General features: G+C 39.0%; 25 protein-coding genes. All 25 read left to right on the top strand.

The genetic code is table 11. The annotated features are described in order from the left end of the window. The first annotated feature begins 4 nt into the window (after nucleotides 1-4). The 25 genes from flhF (at nucleotide 5) to BLV53_RS01555 (ending at nucleotide 25,532) form a co-directional block, all read left to right on the top strand. Nucleotides 5-1,393, top strand: a complete 1,389-nt coding sequence (gene flhF / locus BLV53_RS01675; RefSeq protein ID WP_090296202.1) for a flagellar biosynthesis protein FlhF — start codon at nucleotides 5-7, stop codon at nucleotides 1,391-1,393. Further along, complete coding sequence (locus tag BLV53_RS01670; protein WP_090296200.1) at nucleotides 1,394-2,269, top strand: MinD/ParA family protein; 876 nt, start codon at nucleotides 1,394-1,396, stop codon at nucleotides 2,267-2,269. It abuts the gene before it with no gap. A 4-nt stretch (nucleotides 2,270-2,273) separates the two neighbouring features. Then, on the top strand, nucleotides 2,274-3,017 hold the full coding sequence (locus tag BLV53_RS01665) for a flagellar brake protein (protein WP_090296197.1): 744 nt from the start codon (nucleotides 2,274-2,276) through the stop codon (nucleotides 3,015-3,017). A gap of 3 nt (nucleotides 3,018-3,020) precedes the next feature. Then, nucleotides 3,021-4,319 (top strand): chemotaxis-specific protein-glutamate methyltransferase CheB, encoded by a 1,299-nt coding sequence (cheB, locus tag BLV53_RS01660; protein ID WP_090296194.1) that lies wholly within the window; start codon nucleotides 3,021-3,023, stop codon nucleotides 4,317-4,319. Between the two features lie 6 nt (nucleotides 4,320-4,325). Then, complete coding sequence (locus BLV53_RS01655) at nucleotides 4,326-6,428, top strand: chemotaxis protein CheA (protein WP_090296192.1); 2,103 nt, start codon at nucleotides 4,326-4,328, stop codon at nucleotides 6,426-6,428. A gap of 14 nt (nucleotides 6,429-6,442) precedes the next feature. After that, nucleotides 6,443-6,910: a chemotaxis protein CheW gene (locus tag BLV53_RS01650; RefSeq protein ID WP_090296189.1), complete on the top strand. Its 468-nt coding sequence runs from the start codon at nucleotides 6,443-6,445 to the stop codon at nucleotides 6,908-6,910. A 12-nt stretch (nucleotides 6,911-6,922) separates the two neighbouring features. Continuing rightward, nucleotides 6,923-7,537, top strand: a complete 615-nt coding sequence (locus tag BLV53_RS01645; RefSeq protein WP_090296187.1) for a chemotaxis protein CheC — start codon at nucleotides 6,923-6,925, stop codon at nucleotides 7,535-7,537. A 12-nt stretch (nucleotides 7,538-7,549) separates the two neighbouring features. Then, entirely contained in the window at nucleotides 7,550-8,038 is a 489-nt protein-coding gene (locus BLV53_RS01640; protein ID WP_090296184.1) for a chemotaxis protein CheD, read from the top strand. Nucleotides 8,039-8,055: 17 nt separating this feature from the next. After that, nucleotides 8,056-8,361, top strand: a complete 306-nt coding sequence (locus BLV53_RS01635; protein ID WP_090296180.1) for a hypothetical protein — start codon at nucleotides 8,056-8,058, stop codon at nucleotides 8,359-8,361. A gap of 36 nt (nucleotides 8,362-8,397) precedes the next feature. Continuing rightward, the gene (locus tag BLV53_RS01630; RefSeq protein ID WP_090296178.1) at nucleotides 8,398-9,165 is read left to right on the top strand and encodes a FliA/WhiG family RNA polymerase sigma factor; all 768 of its coding nucleotides are present in this window, start codon (nucleotides 8,398-8,400) and stop codon (nucleotides 9,163-9,165) included. 19 nt (nucleotides 9,166-9,184) lie between these two features. Next, nucleotides 9,185-9,511, top strand: coding sequence for a hypothetical protein (locus tag BLV53_RS01625; protein WP_090296175.1), 327 nt, complete (start codon nucleotides 9,185-9,187; stop codon nucleotides 9,509-9,511). A gap of 75 nt (nucleotides 9,512-9,586) precedes the next feature. Next, nucleotides 9,587-10,291: a DUF6115 domain-containing protein gene (locus BLV53_RS01620; RefSeq protein WP_139298913.1), complete on the top strand. Its 705-nt coding sequence runs from the start codon at nucleotides 9,587-9,589 to the stop codon at nucleotides 10,289-10,291. Between the two features lie 25 nt (nucleotides 10,292-10,316). Then, nucleotides 10,317-10,973 (top strand): endolytic transglycosylase MltG, encoded by a 657-nt coding sequence (locus tag BLV53_RS01615; RefSeq protein ID WP_090296170.1) that lies wholly within the window; start codon nucleotides 10,317-10,319, stop codon nucleotides 10,971-10,973. Between the two features lie 152 nt (nucleotides 10,974-11,125). Continuing rightward, a complete protein-coding gene (gene rpsB / locus BLV53_RS01610; RefSeq protein WP_090296167.1) occupies nucleotides 11,126-11,863 on the top strand; it encodes a 30S ribosomal protein S2 in 738 nt (245 codons plus the stop codon). A 4-nt stretch (nucleotides 11,864-11,867) separates the two neighbouring features. Beyond that, the gene (gene tsf / locus BLV53_RS01605; protein ID WP_090296164.1) at nucleotides 11,868-12,797 is read left to right on the top strand and encodes a translation elongation factor Ts; all 930 of its coding nucleotides are present in this window, start codon (nucleotides 11,868-11,870) and stop codon (nucleotides 12,795-12,797) included. 107 nt (nucleotides 12,798-12,904) lie between these two features. Continuing rightward, the gene (locus BLV53_RS01600) at nucleotides 12,905-13,837 is read left to right on the top strand and encodes a polysaccharide deacetylase family protein (protein ID WP_090296161.1); all 933 of its coding nucleotides are present in this window, start codon (nucleotides 12,905-12,907) and stop codon (nucleotides 13,835-13,837) included. A gap of 27 nt (nucleotides 13,838-13,864) precedes the next feature. Beyond that, complete coding sequence (locus BLV53_RS01595; protein ID WP_090296159.1) at nucleotides 13,865-14,635, top strand: polymer-forming cytoskeletal protein; 771 nt, start codon at nucleotides 13,865-13,867, stop codon at nucleotides 14,633-14,635. Between the two features lie 35 nt (nucleotides 14,636-14,670). Next, nucleotides 14,671-15,366 carry a UMP kinase gene (pyrH, locus tag BLV53_RS01590; protein WP_090296156.1) on the top strand — a complete coding sequence of 232 codons (696 nt, stop codon included), beginning with the start codon at nucleotides 14,671-14,673 and terminating at the stop codon, nucleotides 15,364-15,366. 9 nt (nucleotides 15,367-15,375) lie between these two features. Further along, nucleotides 15,376-15,930 (top strand): ribosome recycling factor, encoded by a 555-nt coding sequence (frr, locus tag BLV53_RS01585; protein WP_090296152.1) that lies wholly within the window; start codon nucleotides 15,376-15,378, stop codon nucleotides 15,928-15,930. A 67-nt stretch (nucleotides 15,931-15,997) separates the two neighbouring features. Continuing rightward, nucleotides 15,998-16,696, top strand: coding sequence for an isoprenyl transferase (locus tag BLV53_RS01580; RefSeq protein ID WP_090296149.1), 699 nt, complete (start codon nucleotides 15,998-16,000; stop codon nucleotides 16,694-16,696). Nucleotides 16,697-16,708: 12 nt separating this feature from the next. After that, a complete protein-coding gene (locus BLV53_RS01575; protein ID WP_090296147.1) occupies nucleotides 16,709-17,512 on the top strand; it encodes a phosphatidate cytidylyltransferase in 804 nt (267 codons plus the stop codon). 11 nt (nucleotides 17,513-17,523) lie between these two features. After that, a complete protein-coding gene (locus tag BLV53_RS01570) occupies nucleotides 17,524-18,672 on the top strand; it encodes a 1-deoxy-D-xylulose-5-phosphate reductoisomerase (protein WP_090296144.1) in 1,149 nt (382 codons plus the stop codon). 6 nt (nucleotides 18,673-18,678) lie between these two features. Further along, nucleotides 18,679-19,713 (top strand): RIP metalloprotease RseP, encoded by a 1,035-nt coding sequence (gene rseP / locus BLV53_RS01565; protein ID WP_090296141.1) that lies wholly within the window; start codon nucleotides 18,679-18,681, stop codon nucleotides 19,711-19,713. 31 nt (nucleotides 19,714-19,744) lie between these two features. After that, nucleotides 19,745-20,803 carry a flavodoxin-dependent (E)-4-hydroxy-3-methylbut-2-enyl-diphosphate synthase gene (gene ispG / locus BLV53_RS01560; protein WP_090296139.1) on the top strand — a complete coding sequence of 353 codons (1,059 nt, stop codon included), beginning with the start codon at nucleotides 19,745-19,747 and terminating at the stop codon, nucleotides 20,801-20,803. Nucleotides 20,804-21,077: 274 nt separating this feature from the next. Beyond that, nucleotides 21,078-25,532: a PolC-type DNA polymerase III gene (locus tag BLV53_RS01555; RefSeq protein ID WP_090296136.1), complete on the top strand. Its 4,455-nt coding sequence runs from the start codon at nucleotides 21,078-21,080 to the stop codon at nucleotides 25,530-25,532. Nucleotides 25,533-25,554 lie beyond the last annotated feature (22 nt).

Below are 25,554 nucleotides of genomic sequence, written 5' to 3'. Positions count from 1 at the left end.
TTAAATGACAATTAACAAATATACTGGAAAAAATGAAGAAGAGGCAATGTCAAAGGTTAGGGCAGAACTTGGAAATGCAGCTGTGATAATGAATGTTAAGGTGGTAAAACCTAAGGGGTTAGGAAGCCTTTTTAAAAAGAGTACTTATGAGGTAACAGCAGCAGTAGAAGATGAAGAGGTCTCTAAGGAGACTTTAGATTTTAGCGTCCCTTCACAACAAAATGCGCAAACAATAGAAAAAAAAGTTACTTTTGACGCTGTTGCCGATGATGCCATTATTTTAAAGAATGCGTTTTCAGCAGTTAATGAAGTGTTAGAGAAACAGGAGGAAGATGTCATGACAACTACCCCTAAAACCCCTAAAATTACTACAGAAATCCCTGAATTTGAACCTCTATCCGGATCAGTGCCACGCGCAAATATTCTTGAGCCTACATATTCAAAGCCTACATATTCAAAACAAATGGTAAATAATAGTCAGGAAAAAGCTCAGTGGAATGAAAAAGAGGAAAATATAGAATCGACCAGAGAGCCTGTAATTGCACCAATTGAAGCTAAAAAGGATGACAGGTCTTCCATCAATAATGATAATCATACATTCGTAAAGATGCTTTACAATGTTTTACTTGATAACGAGGTTCAAGAGAAGTACATCAACAATGTTTTAGAGGATATGGATAAAGTCCTTAGGACCAGTCACTCAATCGATAATCTGCTTTCTTCAGTTTATCAAAAAATGGTTCTTAAACTTGGAACTCCAACAAAAATAGTTCCTGGTGAAAAGAAACCAAAGGTTGTTTTCTTTATAGGACCTACAGGTGTTGGAAAGACTACGACGATTGCAAAAATCGCCTCAAAATATAAGGTCGAGGAAGGCAAAAAGGTAGGACTTATCACCGCAGACACTTATAGAATGGCTGCTGCCAATCAACTTCAGACTTATGCAAATATATTGGGGGTTCCGTTGAATGTTATTTATTCAGCGGAAGAACTGCTTGATACAGTAAAAAGTCAGGTAAGAGAATATCAGGATTTGGATGTAATTCTCGTTGATACAATAGGCTTTTCCCATAGGAATGAAGAGCAGCGTGCGGATACTAAAAAATTAATAACTACTCTTTCAGATTTTTACGAAAGCGAGGTTTACCTGGTACTTTCAGCAACAACAAAGCACAAGGATTTAATTGATATAGCAGATTCCTACATGGAATTTACAGATTTTAATCTTATATTTACAAAGCTAGATGAGACTAATTGTATTGGTAATATTTTTAACCTAAAGCTGTATACCGGCGCATCTCTTTCTTATATAACCACAGGGCAGAATGTCCCAGATGATATTGAAATCGTTAATGCCCAGAAGCTGGTTAAACAGTTGTTGGGGGGAAACTAAATGGATCAGGCCCAAAATTTACGAAACGTAATTAAATCTCAAAATGTTAAAAATGTAGAAAATGCAAAGGTTATTACCATTACTTCTGGTAAAGGTGGTGTTGGTAAAAGTAATGTGGCTGTTAATCTCGCTGTGCATTTTTCAAAAATGGGGAAAAAAGTCATAATTCTTGATGCTGATTTAGGACTTGCCAATGTGGAGGTTATGTTTGGAACTTTGCCACAATATAACCTGTCAGATGTTGTCTTTAAAGGTATGAGCATTAGAGACATTATAACCACCGGCCCAATGGATATTGGATTTATATCTGGTGGCTCAGGAATAGTAGGCTTAAATAATCTAAATCGTGAACAAATTACGTTTTTAGTGCGTAATCTATCACTTTTAAACGATTTATGTGATATCCTTATAATAGATACGGGTGCGGGCGTTTCAGACCAAGTGATGGAGTTTGTTTTAGCATCTCCTGAGGTGCTACTTGTTTCTACTCCAGAACCAAGCTCTTTTACTGATTCTTACTCTCTGATGAAAGCCATGTGTAAAAGCCCTAAGTACGTAAAAGATGGAACAAATGTACATCTTGTTGCAAATAAGGTGATGAGTGAGTCCGAAGGGAATGCAGTGTTCCTTAAACTGCAGTCAGTGGTTAATAAATTTTTGGACTCAGACCTGGATTATTTAGGATACATTCCTTATGACACCAATCTAGAAAAAGCTGTTCGTAATCAAAAGGTTGTGTCCATGGAATATCCTATAAGCAGGGCGACAAAAAGCTTTGAAAATGTGGCGGCAAAGCTTTTAAAGGAGGATGAGAACGTCCACTATAGATGGGGGATTTCACACATTTTTAATACATTAATAAAAGATAGGGTGTAAGTTTATGGAGGTTTTTGATCTCAGACCTGGTACACCGATAGAATTCGAGTTTGCCAGTACAAATTCTGATATTGAAAATAACATAGAGGATGACAGGAGTGTTTATATTTCCAGTGTTTTTGGGATTACCAAAAAAGGAGAAGTGATATTCCATATTCCAACAAGAAAGGGACATATAGTTACTATACCTATGGATGTTCCTTTTAATGCTATCTTTAACACGAAAAAAGGATTGTTTCAGCTTACCGGCGTAATCACAAAGCGCGGCAGATTGGAGAATTATCCTGTTTATGTACTTGAACCTATGAATGGGCTAAAAAAGGTTCAAAGAAGAGATTATTATCGTCTTCAATGCTTGATTCCAATAATGGTTTTACCAATTCCGGAAGAAGTGGCAATTCTTCCAAATATGGAACTTGTAGAAGCTGATTTGGAAAGATATGGAAATACTTATGGTATTCCTGTCTCAGGTACAATTTTAGATATTAGTGGGGGAGGCGCTAAATTTAATTCGGATTTAGATGTTATAACTGAAAGATATATGTATGTGAGTTTTAAGCTGGTTTCTAACACCATCAATCATACAATAAATGCGATAGCAAAACGTGTTAGAAGTGAGTATAAAACAGAAAAGCGGATATATGAGCATAGAATAGAATTTCTATTTAAAGAGCCAGAGGATAGAGAGACAATAATTAAGTACATTTTTGACGAGGAGCGGCGTATCAGGAAGAAGGATCAAGGATAGAGAATGTATAAGATTTTAGTTGTTGATGACTCTGCACTTATGAGAAGAGTTGTCTGTGATATTATTAACGCAGATAACGATTTTCGTGTAGTAGACGTTAGTGCAGACGGCGAAGATGCTTACAACAAAATAAAAAACAATCCATATGACATCGTGGTGTTAGATATGGTCCTTCCAAAGCTTGCTGGCGTAGACCTTATGGCTAGACTCTGTGAGGAAAAGATACCATTTAACATTGTTCTGATGAGCTCTTCATTGAAAGAGGACGCAGACGTAACCATGAGAGCCATGGAATATGGCGCGTTGGATTTCGTGGTCAAGCCCCTTAGATCAGGTGCTGATACCAGAGATGCTTTTTCAAAATCTCTAAAGACTGTTTTGCACAATGTTACAAAACAGACAGCCTTTAAACGTATCGGTCCAGTCAGGGGAAGTTCTAGTAGCAATATGCGAGCCATTGAAGAAGCAAGAAAATCCACCCAGGCAAGGATGGAGAGTGTTAGGGAAAAGCTTCAGGAGGTTCGTACCGGACGTGGTAGTGCGCAAACCAGTTCGACTACTCAAACAACCTTTGGACAAAGAACTATGACACAGCCAGAGAGGAGACCATTTACTGGTAGCACCTCAAGCACGTTGTCACAAACCACTCAGGCAGCTACACCGGCCAGGCCAGAAGGTAGAACTATAAGTTCTACTACAACACCTAGAGGCACCGGTGTCAGAACCAAAAAGCTTATTGCCCTTGCCTGCTCAACAGGTGGGCCGCAAGCTTTACATGCCTTTATTCCAATGCTTCCGGCCACACTTTCTGTACCGCTTGTTTTGGTACAACACATGCCGGAGGGGTTCACGGCATCTTTAGCATCCCGATTGAATCAGATTTCAGCAGTAGCTGTCAAGGAAGCTGAAGATGGAGAATATTTCAAACCTGGAACAGTTTATGTTACACCAGGTGGTAAGCACATGGAAATCTGCGAAGACGGAAGTCACGCGGCATACTGTCATTTGGATGACAGTCCTCCTGTAAACAGTCTAAAGCCTTGTGCAGATGTTATGTACAGGTCACTAAAAAATTCCAGTTTCGACGAAATTATATGTGTTGTGCTTACAGGAATGGGAGCTGACGGCTCCGAAGGAATTAGATACTTGAATCAATACAAAAGGACTTACGTTATTTCGCAAGAGGCATCTACCTGTGTAGTTTATGGTATGCCTAAAGCTGTAGAACAAGGTGGACTATCCAATGAGGTGGTACCACTTAAATCGGTTGCTAATTCAATTGTTAAAAGACTTGGAGGTTAGTAGGGTATGGATGTAAGTCAATATTTGGATATCTTTATCGATGAGACAAGTGGACATATTCAGAGCCTTTCCGACAATATTATGGAGTTGGAGAAGGATCCTGAAAATAAGGATGTTGTAAATGAAATCTTCCGTGCAGCCCACTCTTTAAAGGGTATGGCTGGAACTATGGGATTTAAGCGCATGCAGCATCTTACCCACGATATGGAGAATGTGTTCCAGGAAGTTCGTAACGATAACGTTCATGTGAATTCTGCACTTATTGATATTCTCTTTAAGTGCTTAGATGCCATTGAGGGTTATCTTGACACAGTAAAGGCAACATCTAATGAAGGCGAAGAGGACAACGAAGCCCTCATTAAGCTTCTTAACGACTATCTGAATCAGGCAGAAAGTGGCGAGGCTCCAGCAGAGGGCGCCGCTGAGGCACCAGCTGAAGGAAAAGACGCACAGGCAGCTGCAGATGATAGCGATGGACCTTTATATAAGAAGATTCCTGTTGACCCAGAGCTTTGCGAAAAGCTTAAAGGTGAAAAGCAGCTCTATGGATTTACTATCCATATTAACAAGGAATGTTTACTTAAAGCAGCAAGAGCATTTCTTGTATTCAAGGCAGTGGAGGATTTTGGCCAGATTATGGCTTTCAATCCATCCTCTGGCGATATTGAAGATGAGAATTTCGAATTTGACTTTTCATTTATCCTTTCATCTGAATCAGAATTAGCTCCTATTTTAGAGGCAGTTAAAGCTGTTTCGGAGATTGAATCTGTTGAGGCAGATAAGGTTACACCGGAAATGTATGAAAAGAAAGAGGAAGCAGCACCAGCGCCAGCACCAGCTCCGGCAGCTGCGGCTCCAACACCGGCCCCAGCGGCTCCAGCGGCACCGGCAGCTCCAGCAGCGCCTGCTGCAAAGGCATCTGGCGGCAAGGGTAACCAGCCTGCTAACAAGCCTGTAACCTCACGTACAATTCGTGTTGATATAGAAAAGCTTGATGCTTTGATGAATCAGGTATCAGAGCTTATTATTGCAAAGAACTCACTTGCATCTCAGAGTAATAGCTCTGGCGAGATTGATGGCCAGACCTTACATGAGAATATAGAGTATCTTGAAAGAATTACCACAAACCTTCATGAATCTGTTATGAAGGTTCGAATGGTTCCTATTGAATCAGTTGTTGCCAAGTTCCCTCGTATGATTAGAGATCTTGACAGAAAGCTTAATAAGCCTATGGAACTTGTCATGACTGGTGAGGATACCGAGCTTGATAGAACAGTAGTAGATCAGCTTGGTGATCCACTTCAGCATTTGCTTCGTAACTCAGCTGACCATGGTATCGAATCTCCTGAGGATAGACGTGCTGCCGGCAAGCCAGAAAAGGGAACAATTTTCCTTAACGCTTTCCAGGAAGGCAACAATGTCATTATCGAAGTTGGTGATGATGGTGGCGGTATCAATACAGATAAGGTTCGTGACAAGGCTGTTGAGCGTGGACTTGTTACCCCTGAAGAGGCTGAAAATCTTTCACAGAAAGAAATTATCGACTTCCTGTTCATGCCATCATTCTCAATGGCAAAACAGATTACAGATATCTCTGGTCGAGGCGTAGGTCTTGACGTTGTTAAAAGTAATATTGAAGCATTAGGCGGCGATGTAACAGTTAAGTCTACAATGGGTGAAGGTTCTACCTTTACAGTAAGACTTCCACTTACACTTGCTATCATCCAGGCCCTCATGGTTGAAATTCGTGATGAGAAATATGCAATAGCCCTTGCTTCAATTATGAACATTGAAAATATACCAATTTCAGAAATTAAGTATGTTGAGTCTAAAGAGGTTATTCACCTTAGAGGACAGGTTATTCCACTTATACATCTTGATCGAATTCTTGATTTTGAACCAAAGGAATCAACCGAAGATACCATGACAGTTGTTATCTGCAAGAAGGGTGATACTCTTGGCGGTATTATCGTAGACAACCTTATTGGTCAGCTTGAAATCGTTATTAAGTCACTTGGTAAGCTTGACAATAACAAGCTCATTAGCGGTGCGACAATCCTTGGTGATGGTGAGATTGCTATGATTCTTGATGTCAATGCTGTCATTTAGCAGGAGGTGAGTCCATGTCAGATTTAGCTGTTTATGATGTAGTTGAAAAAGAGAAAAAACAATATATCGTTGTTAAAATTGGTGGCGAGCATTATGGTATAGATATTTCCTATATTGATAATATTGTTCGTATGAGCAAGATAACACGTGTTCCAAAGGCACCTGCATATTATCGCGGTGTTATCAATCTTCGTGGTGAGGTTGTTCCTGTTATGAGCCTTCGCAGAAGAATGGATTTAGATGATGATGAGTTTACTGATGCCTCAAGAATTATTATTTTAAAGCTTGAGCAGGGTGGACTTATGGGGGTTATTGTTGATGAGGTTAAAGAAGTGCTTTCTCTCTCTGAGGACGATATTGAGACACCTACATCTACCTTAAAGAGTAAAAATTCATTTATTAATGGCGTAGGAAAGAATGGGGATGAGCTTATTTCCATCTTTGAAATCAGTTCAATTATTGGAGAGAGCGAAGCTTCATAATGGAGGGTTTATATGCTCACACTGAATGAAGTCAACGAAAAATATTTTGACGTCCTCAAGGAAATAGGTAATATTGGCGCTGGTAATGCTACAACAGCCATCGCCAATATGCTTGGCCTTAGGATTGATATGAGCGTCCCAGAGGTAGCTTTTCTTCCAGTTGAAGAGTTAGGAGGAGCTATAGGCGCCGAGGACGAAATAATAGTAGGTATCATGTTAGGCGTTGAAGAAGATATAGATGGCTCGATGATGTTCCTTATGGATATGACATCAGCTCATCATATTGTAAATAAGCTTATGATGAGACCTGAAGATTATAGTGAGCCTTTTGATGAAATGGATTTGTCAGCAATTAAAGAGGTTGGAAATATTATTGCAGGTTCATATTTGTCTGCGTTATCGGGACTTACTAACCTTACAATAGCACCGTCTGTACCATTTGTGGCTGTTGATATGGCAGCAGCTATTCTTTCTGTTCCGGCTGTTCAGTTTGGTATTTTTGGTGATAATGCATTAATGATTAATACAGAATTCTCTGATGAATTGGGCATAAAAGGACATTTTATTTTGATGCCTGAGGAGGATTCGTATGCAAAGATTTTATCGGCACTTGGTATACCAGTATAAGGAGTGTGGAATATGGGGCAGATGATTAAAGTCGGAATGGCTGATCTTAAAATATGTAAAGCTCCTGATGCACTGACTACTATTGGTTTGGGCTCATGCATTGGAATTGCGCTATATGATCCATCTACTAGAATAAGCGGATTGGCTCACATAATGCTACCTGATAGCAAGGCTATCAGAAACAATTCAAATATTGCCAAGTTTGCTGATACAGGTATTCAAAAGCTTTATGATGATATGATTAGAGCGGGAGCAAACAAGGCCAGGCTTGTAGCAAAGATTGCAGGTGGAGCTAAAATGTTTGAGATGCCTGGAGCAGCTGCAACAGGCATCAATGTAGGTGAGAGAAATGCCGAAGCCAGCAGAGCAAAATTAAAGCAACTTGGAATTAGACTTGTTGCTGAAGATTGTGGCTTGAATTACGGTAGAACAGTTGAGCTATATAGTGAATCAGGTGAGTATTATATTAAGGCAGTTGGCAAACCTGTTAAGATTATCTAAATTGGATGGAGGTTAAAATGGAATCAAGGAAGATAAACACAAAGCCTGTACCTATAGTTATTACTTTGGCTGCGGCGTTTATTTCTTGTGTTGTGTCTATCTTTCAAAGGGTAGATTTCTCCATCTTCGTTAGGAGATTATTTATAGTGGTTCTCGTATTTATGTTTATGGGAACAGTTATCAAAATTATTTTGGATTATTCTTTTAGAACACTGGAACCGCCAGTTTCTATGGACGCTGAGAACCTGGGTGAAAACAACCTTGGGGAGGATGGCGAATTGACTGAAGAGGAAGAAGAGGCCGTAAAATCACAGGAGGGGTAATTAGTTGATTTTGGCCATATTTTTAAGGGGGCATAAATGAAGGCAGTTGACAAGGAGAAGCTTTGGGACAAATACAAGGTAAGTCCCACTCCTGAGCTTCGGGAACAACTTATTCTTGAATACGCGCCGCTAGTGAAGATAGTTGCCGGCAGACTCTGTATGTATTTAGGAAATACAGTGGAGTATGAGGATTTGTGTAGTTATGGAATTTTTGGACTTATCGATGCCATCGACAAATTCGATTTGGCAAAGGATGTCAAATTTGAAACTTACGCAAGTCTTAGAATTCGTGGGTCAATTTTGGACCAGATTCGCAAAATGGACTGGATTCCTCGCACTATCAGACAGCGACAGCGTCAGATAGATGATGCAATCAAAGCTATCGAAGCTCGAACGGGCCATAGTGCTTCTGAGGAAGACATAGCAGCTGAACTAAAAATTTCTCCTGATGAATATTTAAAATGGCAATCACAGTTAAATGTAACAAACGTGGTTTCTCTTAATGAATTCGTTGAATCGGGCACAGAACCGGTTATGGAGGCAGAACATAACTCACATTTTATTCAACCTGAGGACAATATTTCAAAGCAAGAGCTTTCTGAAAAACTAAAAGAAGCTTTAGAAAAGCTTACAGAAAAAGAAAAGCAGGTCATTCTTTTGTATTATTATGAGGATATGACATTAAAGGAAATCAGTGCAGCTTTAGAGGTCTCTGAGTCGAGAGTATCTCAGCTTCACACCAAAGCTCTTCAGAAAATGAGGTCTGTTCTTGGAGAATATATGGGTATACTGACAAACAGCTGACATATAGGGAGGATGGGTTATGTCTATCAGTCCAATGAATTTTAATGGAATGATTCAAAATACAAATGAAGTTAGTCATGCCAAAGCTAACGAAGACCAAAAACCAATGCTTCAGCAGGAAAATCTAACTCACACTGTTGCCAAACAACAGGAACAGCAGTCCAAACAGGTGAATGATACGTACAAGGCTGATCGTGAGGATGAACGGTACGATAGAGAGGGCAATGGTAAAGGCTACGAGGGTAACAAAAAGCGTAAACTTCTTAATAAGAAGAAAGACGACGAAAAGCGGCCCGATGGCAGTGTGACAGAAAAGCACACAACGTCATTTGATATGAGGATTTAATGGGGGACTATAATGACAATACTTGAAATTGTGCTCCTAATCATTGGCATTGGCCTGTGTATTGGGAGCTTTTTCGTGTCCGAAAGATTATCTTCAAAGGACAAAGAAAATTTAAACAAACTTACAAAAGAACAAATTGAAGAAATTATTAAGGGAAAAATGGCTGATGCAAAGGTGGAAACGGAAGACAAGCTTTCAGCCACTATTAATGATGCAATGGAGGAGCTCGACCGAAGAACTGACAAGGAGACTAATTCAAAAATAATGCAAATTAGTGAGTATTCCGATTCAGTTTTGGAGGCAGTTGATAAATCACATAAAGAAATTACATTTATGTACTCTATGCTAAATGAAAAGCAAAAAGAGGCTGTCGAGATGACTAAAAAGTTAGCTGAGGTTGAAGAAAAGCTGCTTGCCTTAGATGCTTCGGTTTCCAGAAAAATTGGTCTTTTAAAAGATAAAGAACTTCAACTTGAGGATGATATTAAGGCCTTTGAGAGGAAAAAGCTTGAGCTGGAAGAACAGGATGCTGTAATTTCGGAATCTAAAGAAGCCATCAAGCCTGCAGAAGCTATAGAGAAAACGGTTTCATTCACGGAGGCAATGGCCCAGAAATATGCTCAGGAAGATCAGCCTCTTAAATCTTATGATAATTCGGAAATTCTTACACTTGCGGACCAAGGCCTGACAGATTTGGAAATCGCTAAAAAACTTGGACGAGGCCTGGGCGAGGTAAAGTTTGTACTTGGATTATATCAGGAACGAGAAGTGGCAAAATAGACTTTAAATTTTGGAGAGGAATGGTATGAGATTTAAATATTATTTACGGGGCATTGGAATAGGTATAACTTTAGCCACATTGATACTTACCATTAGTTTTTATTTTGGCAAGGGGACACTTACAAAAGAGCATCTTTCAGATGAAGAAATAATAGAAAGAGCCACTTCCCTTGGAATGATTATGCCTGAGGAAGAGGTAAGTATCTCGGATGAAGTAGTTGCAAAATCAGCCTTGGAAGATGAGGTCGCAGATACTACTTTGGAATCTGAAGAAACGGGCGTTAATGAAAATGTGGAGGAAAACACCAAGGAGTCCGAATCGTCTGATGAATATACATTGGAACAAGCTCTAAGTGATGCCTCGGATGATACGAAATCTGCAGATACAACTGTAACATATGTTCCTTTTAGAATTAAGGGCGGAGAATCTTCTGAAACAATATGCAAAAATCTCAAAAAAGCAGGACTTGTTGATTCGGAAAGAGAATTTAATAAATATCTAAATAAATTAGATCTTGATAATGCTATCAGCACTGGAAATTTCTACATCCCAACAGGAAGTTCCTATGATGATATAGTTGCGCTACTTGCAAATAAAGAAATAAGAACAACCACATTACCAGAAACTCCAAAGCCGGAGGAGGCACCTAAAAAACCAGTAACACCAAAGGCAGGAGAATAAATATACTGTTGATTTTTCTGTATTTTTATGATAGATTTTAAGAGCTGTTTATAATTATACACGCATAAGGACTGACAATGGTTCCTAGCCTACAGTAGGTCGGGTTTTTGTCAGGGAGAATTATGCGGAAGAACAAACCAGGAGGTATTAAAATGAGTGTTATTTCAATGAAGCAGTTACTTGAGGCTGGTGTTCACTTCGGTCACCAGACACGTAGATGGAACCCTAAGATGGCTCCATACATCTACACAGAGCGTAATGGTATCCACATTATCGATCTTCAGAAGTCTGTAGGTATGGTAGACGATGCTTACGATGTTATCTTCGACATCGCACAGCAGGGTGGTACAATCCTTTTCGTAGGTACAAAGAAGCAGGCTCAGGATGCTATCGCTACAGAGGCAGAGCGTTGTGGCATGTTCTACGTTAACGAGAGATGGCTCGGTGGTATGCTTACAAACTTTAAGACAGTTCAGACAAGAATTGCACGTCTTAAGGAAATCGAGAAGATGGAAGCTGACGGAACATTTGATCTTCTTCCAAAGAAGGAAGTTACTCAGCTCAAGAAGGAGCAGGAGAAGCTTACAAAGGTTCTTGGCGGTATCAAGGAAATGAACCGTATTCCAGATGCTATCTTCATCATTGATCCTAAGAAGGAGCACATCTGTGTTCAGGAAGCTCACGCACTTGGTATTCCACTTGTAGGTGTATGTGATACAAACTGTGATCCAGATGAGCTTGATTATGTAATCCCAGGTAACGATGATGCTATCCGTGCAGTAAAGCTTATCGTTGCAAAGATGGCAGATGCTGTTATCGAAGCAAAGCAGGGTGAAATGAACGAGGTTGCTGAGGAGTCAGCAGCTGCAGAAGCAGAACAGGAGGCATAAGAGTATGGCAGCTATTACAGCAGCAATGGTAAAGGACCTTCGCGAGCAGTCTGGCGCAGGTATGATGGATTGTAAGAAGGCACTCGCTGAGTGCGATGGCGATATGGAAGCAGCTTTCGAGCTCCTTCGTAAGAATGGTGCAGCTAAGGCTGAAAAGAAGGCATCTCGTATCGCTGCAGAGGGTATCTGCAAAGTAGTAGTAGAAGGCAATACAGCAGTTGTTCTTGAGGTTAACTCAGAGACTGATTTCGTTGCAAAGAACGAGAAGTTCCAGACATACGTAGAGAAGGTTGCTAACCAGATTCTTAAGTCTGATGTTGCTTCAGTTGATGAGCTCCTTACACAGCCATGGGCTGAGGATTCATCAAAGACAGTTAACGATGTTCACGTAGAAATGGTAGCTACAATCGGCGAGAAGCTTTCTCTTCGTCGTTTCGAGAAGGTTACATCTGATGGATTTGTTGTATCTTACACACACGGTGGTGGACGTATCGGCGTTATCGTTGATATGGCTGGTGCTGAGAGCGATGCAGCTAAGGAAGCAGCTACAAACCTTGCTATGCAGATTGCAGCTCTTAATCCTAAGTATGTTTCACGTGATGAAGTTTCTGCTGATTACATCGCTCACGAGAAGGAAATCCTTCTTGCTCAGATCATGAACGATCCTAAGGAATCTCAGAAGCCTGAGAAGGTTATCAACGGCATGATCGAAGGTCGTGTATCTAAGGAACTTAAGGAAATCTGCTTACTTGATCAGGTTTATGTAAAGGCTGAGGATGGAAAGCAGACAGTAGCTAAGTATCTTGAACAGGTTTCTAAAGAAACAGGTTCAGAGCTTTCAATCAAGAGATTTGTTCGTTTTGAGACTGGTGAAGGTCTTGAGAAGAAGAACGAAGACTTCGCAGCAGAAGTTGCAGCTCAGATGAATGCTTAATTAATCATTGAATTTATTAAAGGTTTCACAGCTTAATGTTGTGGAACCTTTATTTTTTTTACACTTTATCTTATTTGGGGGTTATGTTAAAATGATATGGAAACTATATGGGGAGGATATTAGTTTTGGATATTGCAAACGAAGGGCTGGAGAAGCAGCGCGCTAAGCGGAAGCGTGTAGCCCGTATGAAAAAAATGATAGTCTATACCATCATTATTTTTATGCTTTTAACATTATTTGTCATGACTTTTTTATGCATAGAAGTGTTTTCACTTCAACGGCAGATTAATGAATTATCTTCAAAGATAGGAGACAGTCATGAAGTTATTGGTATAGAAAAAATGGCCGATGACAGCACATTAGATAATGTTTATCGTGTAGATAATATTGATAATATTGCTGAAGAAGGAGATATACCAAAGGTATATCTTACTTTTGACGATGGGCCTAGCGAAAACTCTGATGCCATACTGGATATTCTTGATGATTACAATGTAAAGGCCACATTCTTTGTCTGTGGTAAGGATGTCGAAACGTATGGCGATGTATATCGACGCATTGTTGATGAAGGACATAGCATTGGTATGCATTCTTATAGTCATAATTATTCCAAAATCTATCAATCTGCAGATGCCTTTGCAGATGACTTTAATAAAATTCATAGTTTAATTGCTGAAACTACTGGGGTGGATACGAAATTATATCGTTTTCCTGGTGGTAGTAGTAATAAAGTTAGTAACACTAGCATGTCTGTATTTATCAAATATTTAAATGATCACGGCATCGTTTATTATGATTGGAATATAGCTTCAGGTGATGCTACATCAAAGGCTTTTTCAGCTGATGAATTGGTTGATAATGTCATGAATGATGTGGTAAAATACAAGACGGCTGTAGTTTTGTTACATGATCAGGCGGATAAATCAACCACAGTTGAAGCTTTACCACGTTTGATTGAAGCTTTGAATAACGCTGGGGTCATGATTTTGCCAATCACAGATGACACAACGATTATACAACACGTTAGTGTTGTTCAATAATATTACTTACTTTAGGGAGGATTTGTAATGGGTTTTTTTAAGGATTTTAAAGAAGATTTTAATGATGCAGTAAATGAACTTGTCCCAGGAGGAAATGATTCGCCATCAGAGGATGTTATGGTTAACACTCTTGATGGAGACATCGATGTTGAGTCTGAACTTAATAAACTTGACGGCCTTCTTGAGAAGGTTACAAAAAAAGTTGACGGCTCCCCTGAGCCTTCAGTTTCTGCTACAGTAAATCAGCAAGCAGAAGTGAAATCATTTTTCGACACAAATAAAGATACTAAAGTGGAGGCGGCTAAAACAATGGATGTTATGGGAAATGCTAACGAAAATAGAGCAACAGCATCAAACGAAAATGCACTTATTACAAGTGGAATGAAGGTTACTGGTAATCTTGAATCAATAGGATCTATTGAAGTTCAGGGAATTATTAACGGTGATGTTTCATGTGAAGGTAAGCTTGTTGTTACAGGTAAAATCAATGGAAATTCTTCTTCATCTGAGTTCTTTGCTGATGCAGCTAAAATTGAAGGTGAAGTAATTACATCTGGTACGGCAAAAGTAGGTGTAGGTTCTGTAGTTATAGGTAATATTTCTGCTACATCTGCAGTTATAGCTGGTGCTGTAAAGGGTGATATCGATGTTAACGGACCAGTAGTAGTAGATACATCAGCTGTAGTTATGGGCAATATTAAGTCTCGTTCAGTTCAAATCAATAATGGTGCTGTTATCGAAGGATTCTGCTCACAGAGCTACTCAGATGTTGACGTTAACAGTGTTTTTGCAGTCTAAATATAATTTACATAAATAAAAAGGATATTTAATTAATGAAGAGAGTATTATTAAAACTTAGCGGAGAAGCGCTTTCTGGGGACAAAGGGTTTGGTTTTGACGAAGCAACATGTATTATGGTTGCGCAGCAGGTTAAAAAGCTGGTAGATGATGGCGTACAGGTAGGTGTCGTTATCGGTGGCGGTAATTTCTGGAGAGGACGTTCATCAGAAAATATTGACCGCACAAAGGCAGATCAGATTGGTATGCTTGCTACAGTAATGAACTGTGTTTATGTTTCTGAAATTTTTAGAACAGTCGGTATGTCTACTGCAGTTTTAACACCATTTGAGTGTGGCAATGTTTCTAAACTATACTCTAAGGATAGAGCTAACAAGTATTTTGAAAAAGGAATGGTTGTATTTTTCGCAGGTGGTACAGGTCATCCTTATTTCTCAACAGATACAGCTACAGTCCTTAGAGCAGTTGAAATTGAGGCTGATTTCATTCTTCTTGCAAAATCTATCGATGGCGTTTATGATAGTGATCCTGCTAAGAATCCTGATGCAAAACGCTACGATGAGGTTAGCATCGATGAAGTAATCGAAAAGAAACTTCAGGTAGTTGATATGACTGCATCTATCATCGCTATGGAGCAGAAGATGCCTATGTACGTATTCTCTCTTAATGAAGAGGACTCAATAGTTAAAGCTATAACAGGCAAATTTAATGGTACTGTTGTAACAGTATAAGGAGGGCTAATGGATAATATACTTTCGCACTATGAAGAAAAAATGACAAAGAGCTATAACAATCTTGAGAGTGAGTTCACTACCATCAGAGCTGGTCGTGCTAATCCTCACATTTTAGACAAGATTACTGTTGATTACTATGGAGCACCAACTCCACTTCAGCAGGTTGCTAATGTTTCAGTTCCAGAGCCAAGACTTATTCAGATTCAGCCTTGGGAGCCATCTCTTGTAAAGGAAATCGAAAAGGCAATTAACATGTCTGATATTGGAATTAACCCTACAAATGATGGTAAGCTTATCCGTCTTGTTTTCCCAGAACTTACAGAGGAACGTCGTAAGGAAATTGCAAAGGACGTTAAAAAGCATGGCGAGGAAGCAAAGGTTGCTATCAGAAATATCAGAAGAGACGCTATTGATGCATTAAAGAAGCATTCTAAGGATGAGGGTGTTTCAGAGGACGAAATCAAGGATCTTGAAGATAAGTGTCAGAAGATGACAGACAAGTTTGTCGCAGAGATTGACAAGGCTGTTGAGGCAAAGACAAAAGAAATTATGACAGTTTAAAGATAATGAGATGGGCAGGGCACTTCTTGGTGCCCTGTTTCATTGTTTTTTGAATATAGGAGGTTTTATGAACGTACCAGAACATATAGCTATTATTTTAGATGGTAATGGTCGTTGGGCAAAATCCAAGGGAATGCCACGTACTTATGGGCATACTGTAGGTGCAAAAAATGTTGAAACAATATGTAGAGCTGCGCATGACTTTGGAGTAAAATATGTAACAATGTATGCTTTTTCTACTGAAAACTGGTCCAGACCAGATGATGAAGTTAAAGCATTAATGAAGCTCCTTGGAGAGTATGTCAAGACTTGCATGAGGACTGCAAAAAAGGATAATCTTCGTGTTAGATTCATTGGGGATTTATCAAAACTGGATGAAAAGCTACGAAAGGCTATAGATGAGCTTACGGAGTATTCATCACAGTTTACGGGGCTAACTCTTACAATAGCAATCAATTATGGTAGTAGAGACGAGATGACTCGTGCCATTAAAAATGTGGCATCTGATGTAAAAAATGATAAGATTTCTGTTGACGATATATCAGAGGAATTGTTCTCAAGTTATCTTGATACTAAAGATATTCCTGATCCTGATTTTATGATTAGAACATCCGGAGAGCAGAGGCTTTCTAATTATCTGTTGTGGCAATTGGCCTATGCAGAGTTTTATTTTACACCAGTTGCATGGCCTGAGTTTACCCCAGAGGAGCTTAAAAAGGCTATTGAGGAATATGATAAAAGAAACCGCAGATTTGGCGGTATTTAAAGGGGACACCATATGTTTAAAACCAGATTAATTAGCGGAATTGTTCTAGTAGCCTTAGCGCTGTTTTTTATTTGTTCTGGAGGTACAATACTTCTTGGTGCAATGACGATTCTTTCACTTATAGGTATTTATGAACTAAACCGTGTATTTAAAATAGAAAATACATTTCTTGGAGCATTAGGATATTTTGCCTGCCTTTTATATTACATTAATCTAAAAGCTCATTTTGTAGAAGATGTAATGGTAATAATGCTTGGCTTCTTGATTTTTCTTTTGGCAGTATATGTTTTTACATATCCTAAATACCATGCACAACAGATTATGGCAGCTTTCTTTGGAGTATTTTATGTAGGAGTGATGCTTTCATTCCTCTATCAGACAAGAATGCTTCAGCATGGCCAGTTCGTGGTATGGCTTATTTTCCTTTGTTCTTGGGGATGTGATACCTGTGCATACTGTGTTGGTAAGCTTTTTGGTAAACATAAAATGTCTCCAATTCTTTCTCCAAAGAAATCGGTGGAAGGAGCGATTGGCGGTGTTGTCGGTGCCATGCTTTTGACAGCCATTTATTGTGTGGCAATTTCAAAGGCCTTTAATATTGATAATCTTTTGATATTACCACTTGTTGTTATTTCAGGTGTTGGTGCACTTATTTCTATGGTTGGAGATTTAGCAGCTTCAGCTATAAAGCGCAATTTCGATATAAAGGATTACGGCAAGCTTATACCAGGTCATGGTGGAGTACTAGACCGTTTTGATAGTGTTATTATCACTGCACCAATTATTTATTTTTTAGCATATTATTTTTACGTATAAGAGGTATATAGATGAGTCAAAAAATAGCTATTCTTGGTTCTACCGGTTCTATCGGAACCCAGACACTTGACATTGTCACACAAAATCCTGATGAGCTTGATGTTGTAGCTATGTCATGTGGTAGAAATTTAGATTTATTTGAAAAACAGATTAGACAGTTTGGACCTCGTCTTGTTTCTGTAGGTGATGAAGTGTTGGCTAATGATCTAAAGGAACGCATTTCAGATTTAGATGTAGAGATTACTTATGGCATGGATGGATTAATTGCTGTCGCTACATTTGACGAGGCAGATACAGTGGTTACAGCTGTTGTTGGTATGATAGGTGTTCAGCCTACAATTGCAGCTATTAATGCAGGCAAAACCATAGCACTTGCCAATAAAGAGACACTTGTTACAGCTGGTCATATTATTATGCCGCTTGCAAAGGAAAGGGGCGTATCAATTCTTCCTGTAGATAGTGAACACAGTGCAATTTTCCAGTCATTAAATGGAGAACGTCAGAATAAAATATCCAAGATTTTACTTACAGCTTCAGGCGGCCCTTTCAGAGGACGTACTTTAGATGAGCTTGAAAATGTTACTTTAGAGGATGCCCTAAAACATCCAAACTGGTCGATGGGAGCAAAAATTACTATCGATTCAGCTACAATGATTAATAAAGGCCTTGAAGTTATGGAAGCTAAATGGCTTTTTGGAGTAAACCTTAATCAGGTAGAGGTTGTGGTGCATCCACAAAGTATTTTACATTCAGCTGTTGAGTTTATGGATGGAGCAGTCATTGGACAGATGGGAACTCCGGATATGAGACTTCCAATCCTCTATGCACTTTTCTACCCAAAGCGTAAAACACTTTATGCTGAGCCTCTTGATTTATTCAAGGTAGGTACACTAACATTTGAAAAACCAGACATGGAAACATTCTTTGGACTTTCTCTTGCATATGATGCCATGGATGCAGGTGGTAATGTCCCAACTGTATTTAATGCAGCAAACGAGAAAGCAGTATCAATGTTTTTAAAAAATAAAATTAAGTTCCTTGAAATTCCTGAAATTGTTTCGGAAGCAATGATAAATGTAGATTTTATCGAAAATCCAACTATTCAGCAGGTACTTGAGACAGAACAGATGACTTATGATTTTATTAAGAGCAGGTGGTAGACTTCTATGAAGATTCTCATAGCTATAATTATCTTTAGCTTTATAATTATTTTTCATGAGCTTGGACATTTTCTTTTTGCAAAAAAATGTAACGTTAAGGTTAATGAATTTACCTTAGGTCTTGGTCCGACGATTTTATCATGGGGCAAAGGCGAAACAAAATATTGTTTGAAACTCCTTCCTTTTGGTGGCTCCTGCGTAATGGAGGGTGAGGATGATGAAAGTGATAGTGATAGAGCATTTAGCAAAAAGACCTTGTGGGAGAGGTTTCAGATTGTATTTGCAGGACCTTTATTCAATTTTATTTTAGCATATGTATTATCAGTGGTTCTTATAGCCAGTGCCGGAGTTGATAAGCCTGTTATATCTGAAGTCGTAGACAATTATCCAGCTGCAGAAGCAGGTCTTCAAGCAGGTGATACAATTCTTTCACTTAATGGCTATAATGTTCATTTTTACAATGAAATTAGCATTTATAATTTTATTCATAATAAGGGTGAGGAAATCACTGTTAAATACCTTAGAGATGGTTCTAAAAAAGTAACGACGCTTACTCCAAAATTCAATGAAGATGATGGCAGATATATGCTTGGTATCACAAATAAAACAGGCCGCGAAAAGGTCGGATTTTTTTCTACCATAGCTTATGGAGCCTATGAGGTAAAGTATCAGATATATGTTACTTTAGAGAGCTTGAAGATGCTTTTTACAAGACAGATATCCGTTGAAGAAGTCTCAGGCCCGGTTGGTGTGGTAAATGTTATTTCTGATGTGTATGATTCTTCCATTGTAGATGGTTTAAAATATGTAATCTTGAATCTTATGTCAGTGATGATTTTACTTTCAGCTAATCTTGGAGTTATGAATCTCTTACCATTACCTGCATTAGATGGTGGACGAATTCTTTTATTTGCAATCGAAGGTATTCGCGGTAAAAAGATGAAACCTGAAATAGAAAACAGCATTAATCTTATAGGATTCGCTCTTTTAATGCTGTTAATGGTAGTTGTAATGTATAACGATATCATGAAATTAATGTAAACCTATTAATATAGGGATACGAGGTGTATTTATGGAAACTAAAGTTGTAAAAATTGGAAATAAAGTAATAGGTGGAGGCAATCCTATATTAATCCAGTCAATGTGCAACACAAAGACACAGGATGTGGCAGCTACAGTTGCTCAAATTAAAGAGCTTGAGGCAGCAGGCTGTGATATTATTCGTGTTGCAGTTCCTGATATGGAGGCTGCTAAGGCAATTGCCGAAATTAAAAAACAGATTAGCATACCACTTGTGGCAGATATTCATTTTGACTATAGACTTGCTATTGCAGCTATCGAAAATGGTGCCGATAAAATTCGAATTAATCCTGGTAATATAGGTAGTGAAGAAAGAATTAAAGCTGTAGTAGATGCAGCAAAGGCGAAAAATATTCCTATAAGGGTGGGCGTAAATTCAGGCTCTCTAGAGAAAGAATTAGTAGAAAAATATCACGGAGTTACAGCAGAAGGTCTTGTAGAATCTGCCCTTGATAAGGTAAGAATCATTGAAGAGCTTGGATATGACAACCTTGTAATCAGCATTAAATCTTCAGATGTAATGATGTGTGTCAAAGCCCATGAGCTTATTGCTGATAAGACAAACCATCCACTTCATGTTGGTATCACAGAAGCTGGTACACTTAAGGCTGGAAATATTAAGAGCGCATGTGGTCTTGCCATGATTCTTTCGCAGGGCATAGGTGATACAATTCGTGTATCTCTAACCGGTGCTCCAATTGAGGAAATCAAAACGGCAAAGCTTGTTTTACGTACACTTGGCCTTAGAAAAGGTGGCATAGAAGTAGTTTCCTGTCCAACCTGTGGACGTACTCAAATTGATTTAATTGGCCTTGCCAATAAAGTAGAAGATATGGTTACAGAATTTGATGACCTTGATATTAAGGTTGCAGTAATGGGATGCGTAGTAAACGGACCAGGCGAAGCAAAAGAAGCTGACCTTGGCGTAGCTGGTGGTATCGGAGAAGGTCTCCTAATCAAACACGGTGAAATCATCCGCAAACTTCCAGAAGCAGAACTTTTACCAGCCCTCCGCGAAGAACTTAAAAACTGGCCGCGTGGAAATGTATAACGATAGTTTGCATGTATTGTTATACAATATTCAAATTTCATTAAATTATTATTTGTATTATAAATTTTAGGTGAGCCCGTATAAAATTATTCAAACACATATATACTTTATGTGAGCACTCCCATATATTTCTTATCTATTTCAATGAATATAGTGAAAACGATATTGAAATAGATTAGAAATATAAGGGAGTGCGGACTAAATTACCCACATTTCTAAAGCTTGAAATACGGGCGACTTACATTATTTAACACATACCCAGGAGAATTAAGTTATGGATCAAATGGGATTTTATGAAGTTTTTCCAAATATGAATGCTGAGAACGACTTGTCTTCAGCCTTAAGTGATGCCACAGTCACCAAGGTTAGCACGGGTCGCTCCAAGGACGATATTCGTATTTACGTTACATTTAATACTCTTATTCCAAAGCGTCGCATCTGGCACTTGGAAAAGTCTATTAAAAAGCAGTTTTTCCCAAATAACAATGTTTCTATCCGTATATTAGAGGATTTTGATTTATCCAGCCAATATACTACAGAAAATCTTATTAAATCTTATAATGATAGCATTTTAGAAGAGCTGGAGAATAGAAGTGCTCTTCTTTTTAACATATACAAAAAAGCTGATGTAGAAGTCACAGAAGATGGCGCTCTTAAGGTTATCATAGAGGATACCCTTATCGCCCGTGAAAAAGAAGTAGAGCTTTTTGATCTTTTGCATACTATTATTTGCAGAAGATGTCACATGAATGTATCTATAGTTTTTGACTATAAGGAGGCTGTAAAATCTAAGTATCTTGAAAATGCAATGCTTGAGGTGGAAAACAAGATTGCAGCTATCAATGCAAGAACGGCAGGCTTGAATACTGAAACTGAAGATAAGGACAAAAAGGATATTAAAGAAAACGCTAAAAAGGATTCATCTAAGAAAGTATCTAACGAAGATGATAAGCAAAATGAGCCGGAAAAGAAATACGTGCGTCCACTTACAAAATCAGATGATCCTGACATTATCATGGGCAGCGAGATACTTGAAGATGCCACACCTATGGAAGAAATCAATGGTGAGCTGTTAGGCCCTATTGTTATCAAGGGACAGATTATGGACCTTGAATTCAGGGAGACAAAGAAAGGCGGCTATTTTGGTACAGGTTCCATTACAGATTTCACAGATTCAATTTCTGTTAAATTCTTCTTTTCAGATGCAGATCAGGGAAGAGAGTTTGAAAGCAAGCTAAAAGTAGGTGGATTCTACAAAATCATGGGTAAGCTGGATGAGGACATGTATTCCAAGGAGCTTACTGTTGGAAGAATTACATGTGTTCAAAAGATTAAAGACTATAGAGTTGTGAGAACTGACAACGCTGTTGAAAAGCGTGTAGAGCTTCACTGCCATACCAAGATGTCTGAATTTGATGGCGTTTCTGAGATTACATCTATTATTTCACGTGCTAAGGATTGGGGCCACAAGGCTCTTGCCATTACAGATCACGGCGTTGTGCAGGCTTTCTGCGATGCGGACCATATGAAGGGCCTTGGAGATTTTAAGGTTATCTATGGATGTGAGATTTATCTTGTAGATGATACAAAACGCCCGGTAGTAAACGATAAAGGCCAATCTTTACATGATGAATATGTAGTCTTTGATATAGAAACTACTGGTTTCAATCCTAAGAAGTGCAAGATAATAGAAATAGGCGCTGTAAAATTTAAGGACGGCCAGATAGTGGATAGATTTTCTGAATTTATCAACCCTGAGATTCCAATTCCTTATAGAATAACAGAGCTTACATCCATAAATGATGACATGGTTATTGGAGCACCTACTATTGATGTCATACTTCCTAGATTTATGGAATTCTGTAAGGGGACAGTTCTTGTTGCACATAATGCAGGCTTTGATACTAGCTTCATTAGATACAACTGCAATCAACTGGGGCTGGAATATAACTATACTCATGTAGATACAGTGGAGGTGGCACGATATTTACATCCAAACAATGCAAGATTTAATCTTGATGCAGTTTGTAAACTTGAAAATGTAGTTAACGAACACCATCATAGAGCTGTTGCAGATGCAGAAGTAACTGCAAAGATTTTTGAAAAGTTCATTATAAAGCTTGAAAATGAAGGTATTCATAATCTTACTGAATTAAATGAAAAGGCAGAGCTTACTCCAGAACAAATCAAAAAGATGAGAGCCCACCACTGTATCGTCCTTGCTAAAAATGATCTTGGACGCATAAATCTTTACAGACTGGTTTCCGAGTCTCATTTGAAATATTATGCAAGATATCCTAGAGTACCAAAGACTTTACTTTCTGAATGTAGAGAAGGCCTGATTATAGGCTCAGCCTGTGAAGCAGGTGAGCTATATGGTGCAATTGTTGATGGAAGAGATGATTCTGAAATAGCGCGAATTGCTAATTTCTATGATTATCTTGAAATCCAACCAGTAGGCAACAATGAATTTATGATTCGTTCAGACAAATACGAGGAAATCAATTCTTTTAAGGATTTACAGGAGATTAATAAACAGATTGTTGCCCTTGGAACAGAGTTTAACAAACCTGTAGTTGCCACCTGCGATGTTCATTTCCTTGATCCAGAGGACGAGGTATATCGCCGTATTATTATGGCAAACAAAGGCTTTGATGATGCAGATCAGCAAGCACCTCTTTATCTTCATTCAACAGATGAAATGCTTGAGGAATTCTCATACTTAGGATTAGCCAAAGCCCACGAGGTTGTCATCGAAAATACCAATAAAATTGCAGATATGTGTGAGTACATACATCCCGTACGTCCAGATAAATGTCCACCTGTTATTGAGCATTCAGAGGAGGATTTACGTCGTATATGTGAGACCAGAGCCCATGAGGTCTATGGCCCAGAGCTTCCAGAGATAGTTTCCGCAAGACTAGAAAGAGAGCTTAATTCTATCATTGGTAACGGATATTCCGTTATGTACATTATCGCCCAAAAGCTTGTGTGGAAATCAAACGAAGATGGTTATCTGGTTGGCTCACGTGGATCCGTAGGTTCTTCATTTGCGGCCACCATGGCTGGTATTACAGAGGTTAATCCTTTGCCACCTCACTATAGATGCCCTAATTGCTTCTATGTAGATTTCGATGGACCTGAGGTTAAAGAAATCATCGACATGGGACTTTCAGGGGTAGATATGCCTGATAAGGTATGCCCTAAGTGTGGTAAGCCGCTTGCCAAGGATGGATTTGATATTCCATTTGAAACCTTCCTTGGATTTAAGGGAGATAAGGAGCCTGATATCGACTTAAACTTTTCAAACGAATATCAGTCAAAAGCTCACAAATATACCGAAGTTATTTTCGGAGAGGGCCAGACCTTTAAAGCAGGAACAGTATCAACCCTTGCCGATAAAAACGCAGAGTCCTACGTATATAAATACTATATAAACAGAGATATCAAAAAGCGCCGCAGTGAATACAGCCGTCTGGCTAAGGGGGTTGAAGGTGTAAAATCTACTACAGGACAGCATCCTGGTGGTGTAGTAGTTCTTCCAAATGGTGAGGATATTTACTCATTTACACCAGTTCAGCATCCTGCCAACAAGGATACTGATATTGTTACTACTCACTTTGATTACCATAAAATCGATGCCAACCTGCTTAAGCTGGATATCTTAGGACACCTTGACCCTACCATGATCAGACGTCTTGAGGATTTGACAGGCATTGTGGCTACAGATATTCCTCTTGATGACAGACAGGTTATGTCCCTTTTCCAAAGCACAGAGGCCCTTGGAATTACACCAGATGATATTATGGGAACTCCACTTGGAACTTTAGGTATTCCTGAGTTTGGTACTGACTTTGCCATGCAGATGCTTGTGGAAGCCAAGCCAAATTATTTCACTGACTTGGTGCGTATCGCCGGTCTTGCACATGGTACTGACGTATGGCTTGGAAATGCCCAGGATTTGATTTTAAATGGTATAGCAACAATCACCACAGCTATCTGTACCCGTGATGATATCATGGTTTATCTGATTCATAAGGGGCTAGACCCAGCGGAATCATTTACTATTATGGAGCGAGTGCGAAAGGGTATAGTTGCGAAAGGAAAGTGTGACGAGTGGCCAACCTATAAGGAGCACATGCTTGAGCATGGTGTGCCTGAATGGTATGTAGAGTCCTGTGAAAAGATTAAATACATGTTCCCTAAGGCTCATGCTGCAGCATATGTTATGATGGCCTGGCGTGTGGCCTATTGCAAGATTAATTATCCGCTTGCTTATTATGCAGCCTTTTTCTCTATCAGAGCTGGTGGCTTTGATTATGAAAAATGTTGTCAGGGAAAGGCCAGATGTGAGCAGGAAATCAAAAACATTAAGGCCATGGACAATCCATCTGCAACAGATAAGGATACCTTGACGGCCTTACGTCTTGTTCAGGAAATGTATGCCCGTGGATTTGATTTTTTACCTATGGACCTATACCAATCTGATTCAAGATACTTTAAAATAGTAGATGGAAAGATACTTCCGCCATTTAATTCCTTACCAGGAATGGGTGACAAGGCAGCAGAACAGCTTCAGATTGCTGCCAGCGAAGGTAAATTCCTATCATTAGATGATATTCGAGTTAGAGGAAAGGTTTCACAAACAATATTAGACAAAATGGTAGAGTTTGGAATTGTAAAAGACCTGCCACAGTCTAATCAGCTTTCAATCTTTGATTTTACTTAAGCTAATCACGGGGAGGGCAGTA

The organism is Pseudobutyrivibrio sp. ACV-2 (genome assembly GCF_900107545.1).
Lineage (GTDB): Bacteria > Bacillota > Clostridia > Lachnospirales > Lachnospiraceae > Pseudobutyrivibrio.
This window is presented reverse-complemented; position numbering and strand designations above follow the sequence as displayed.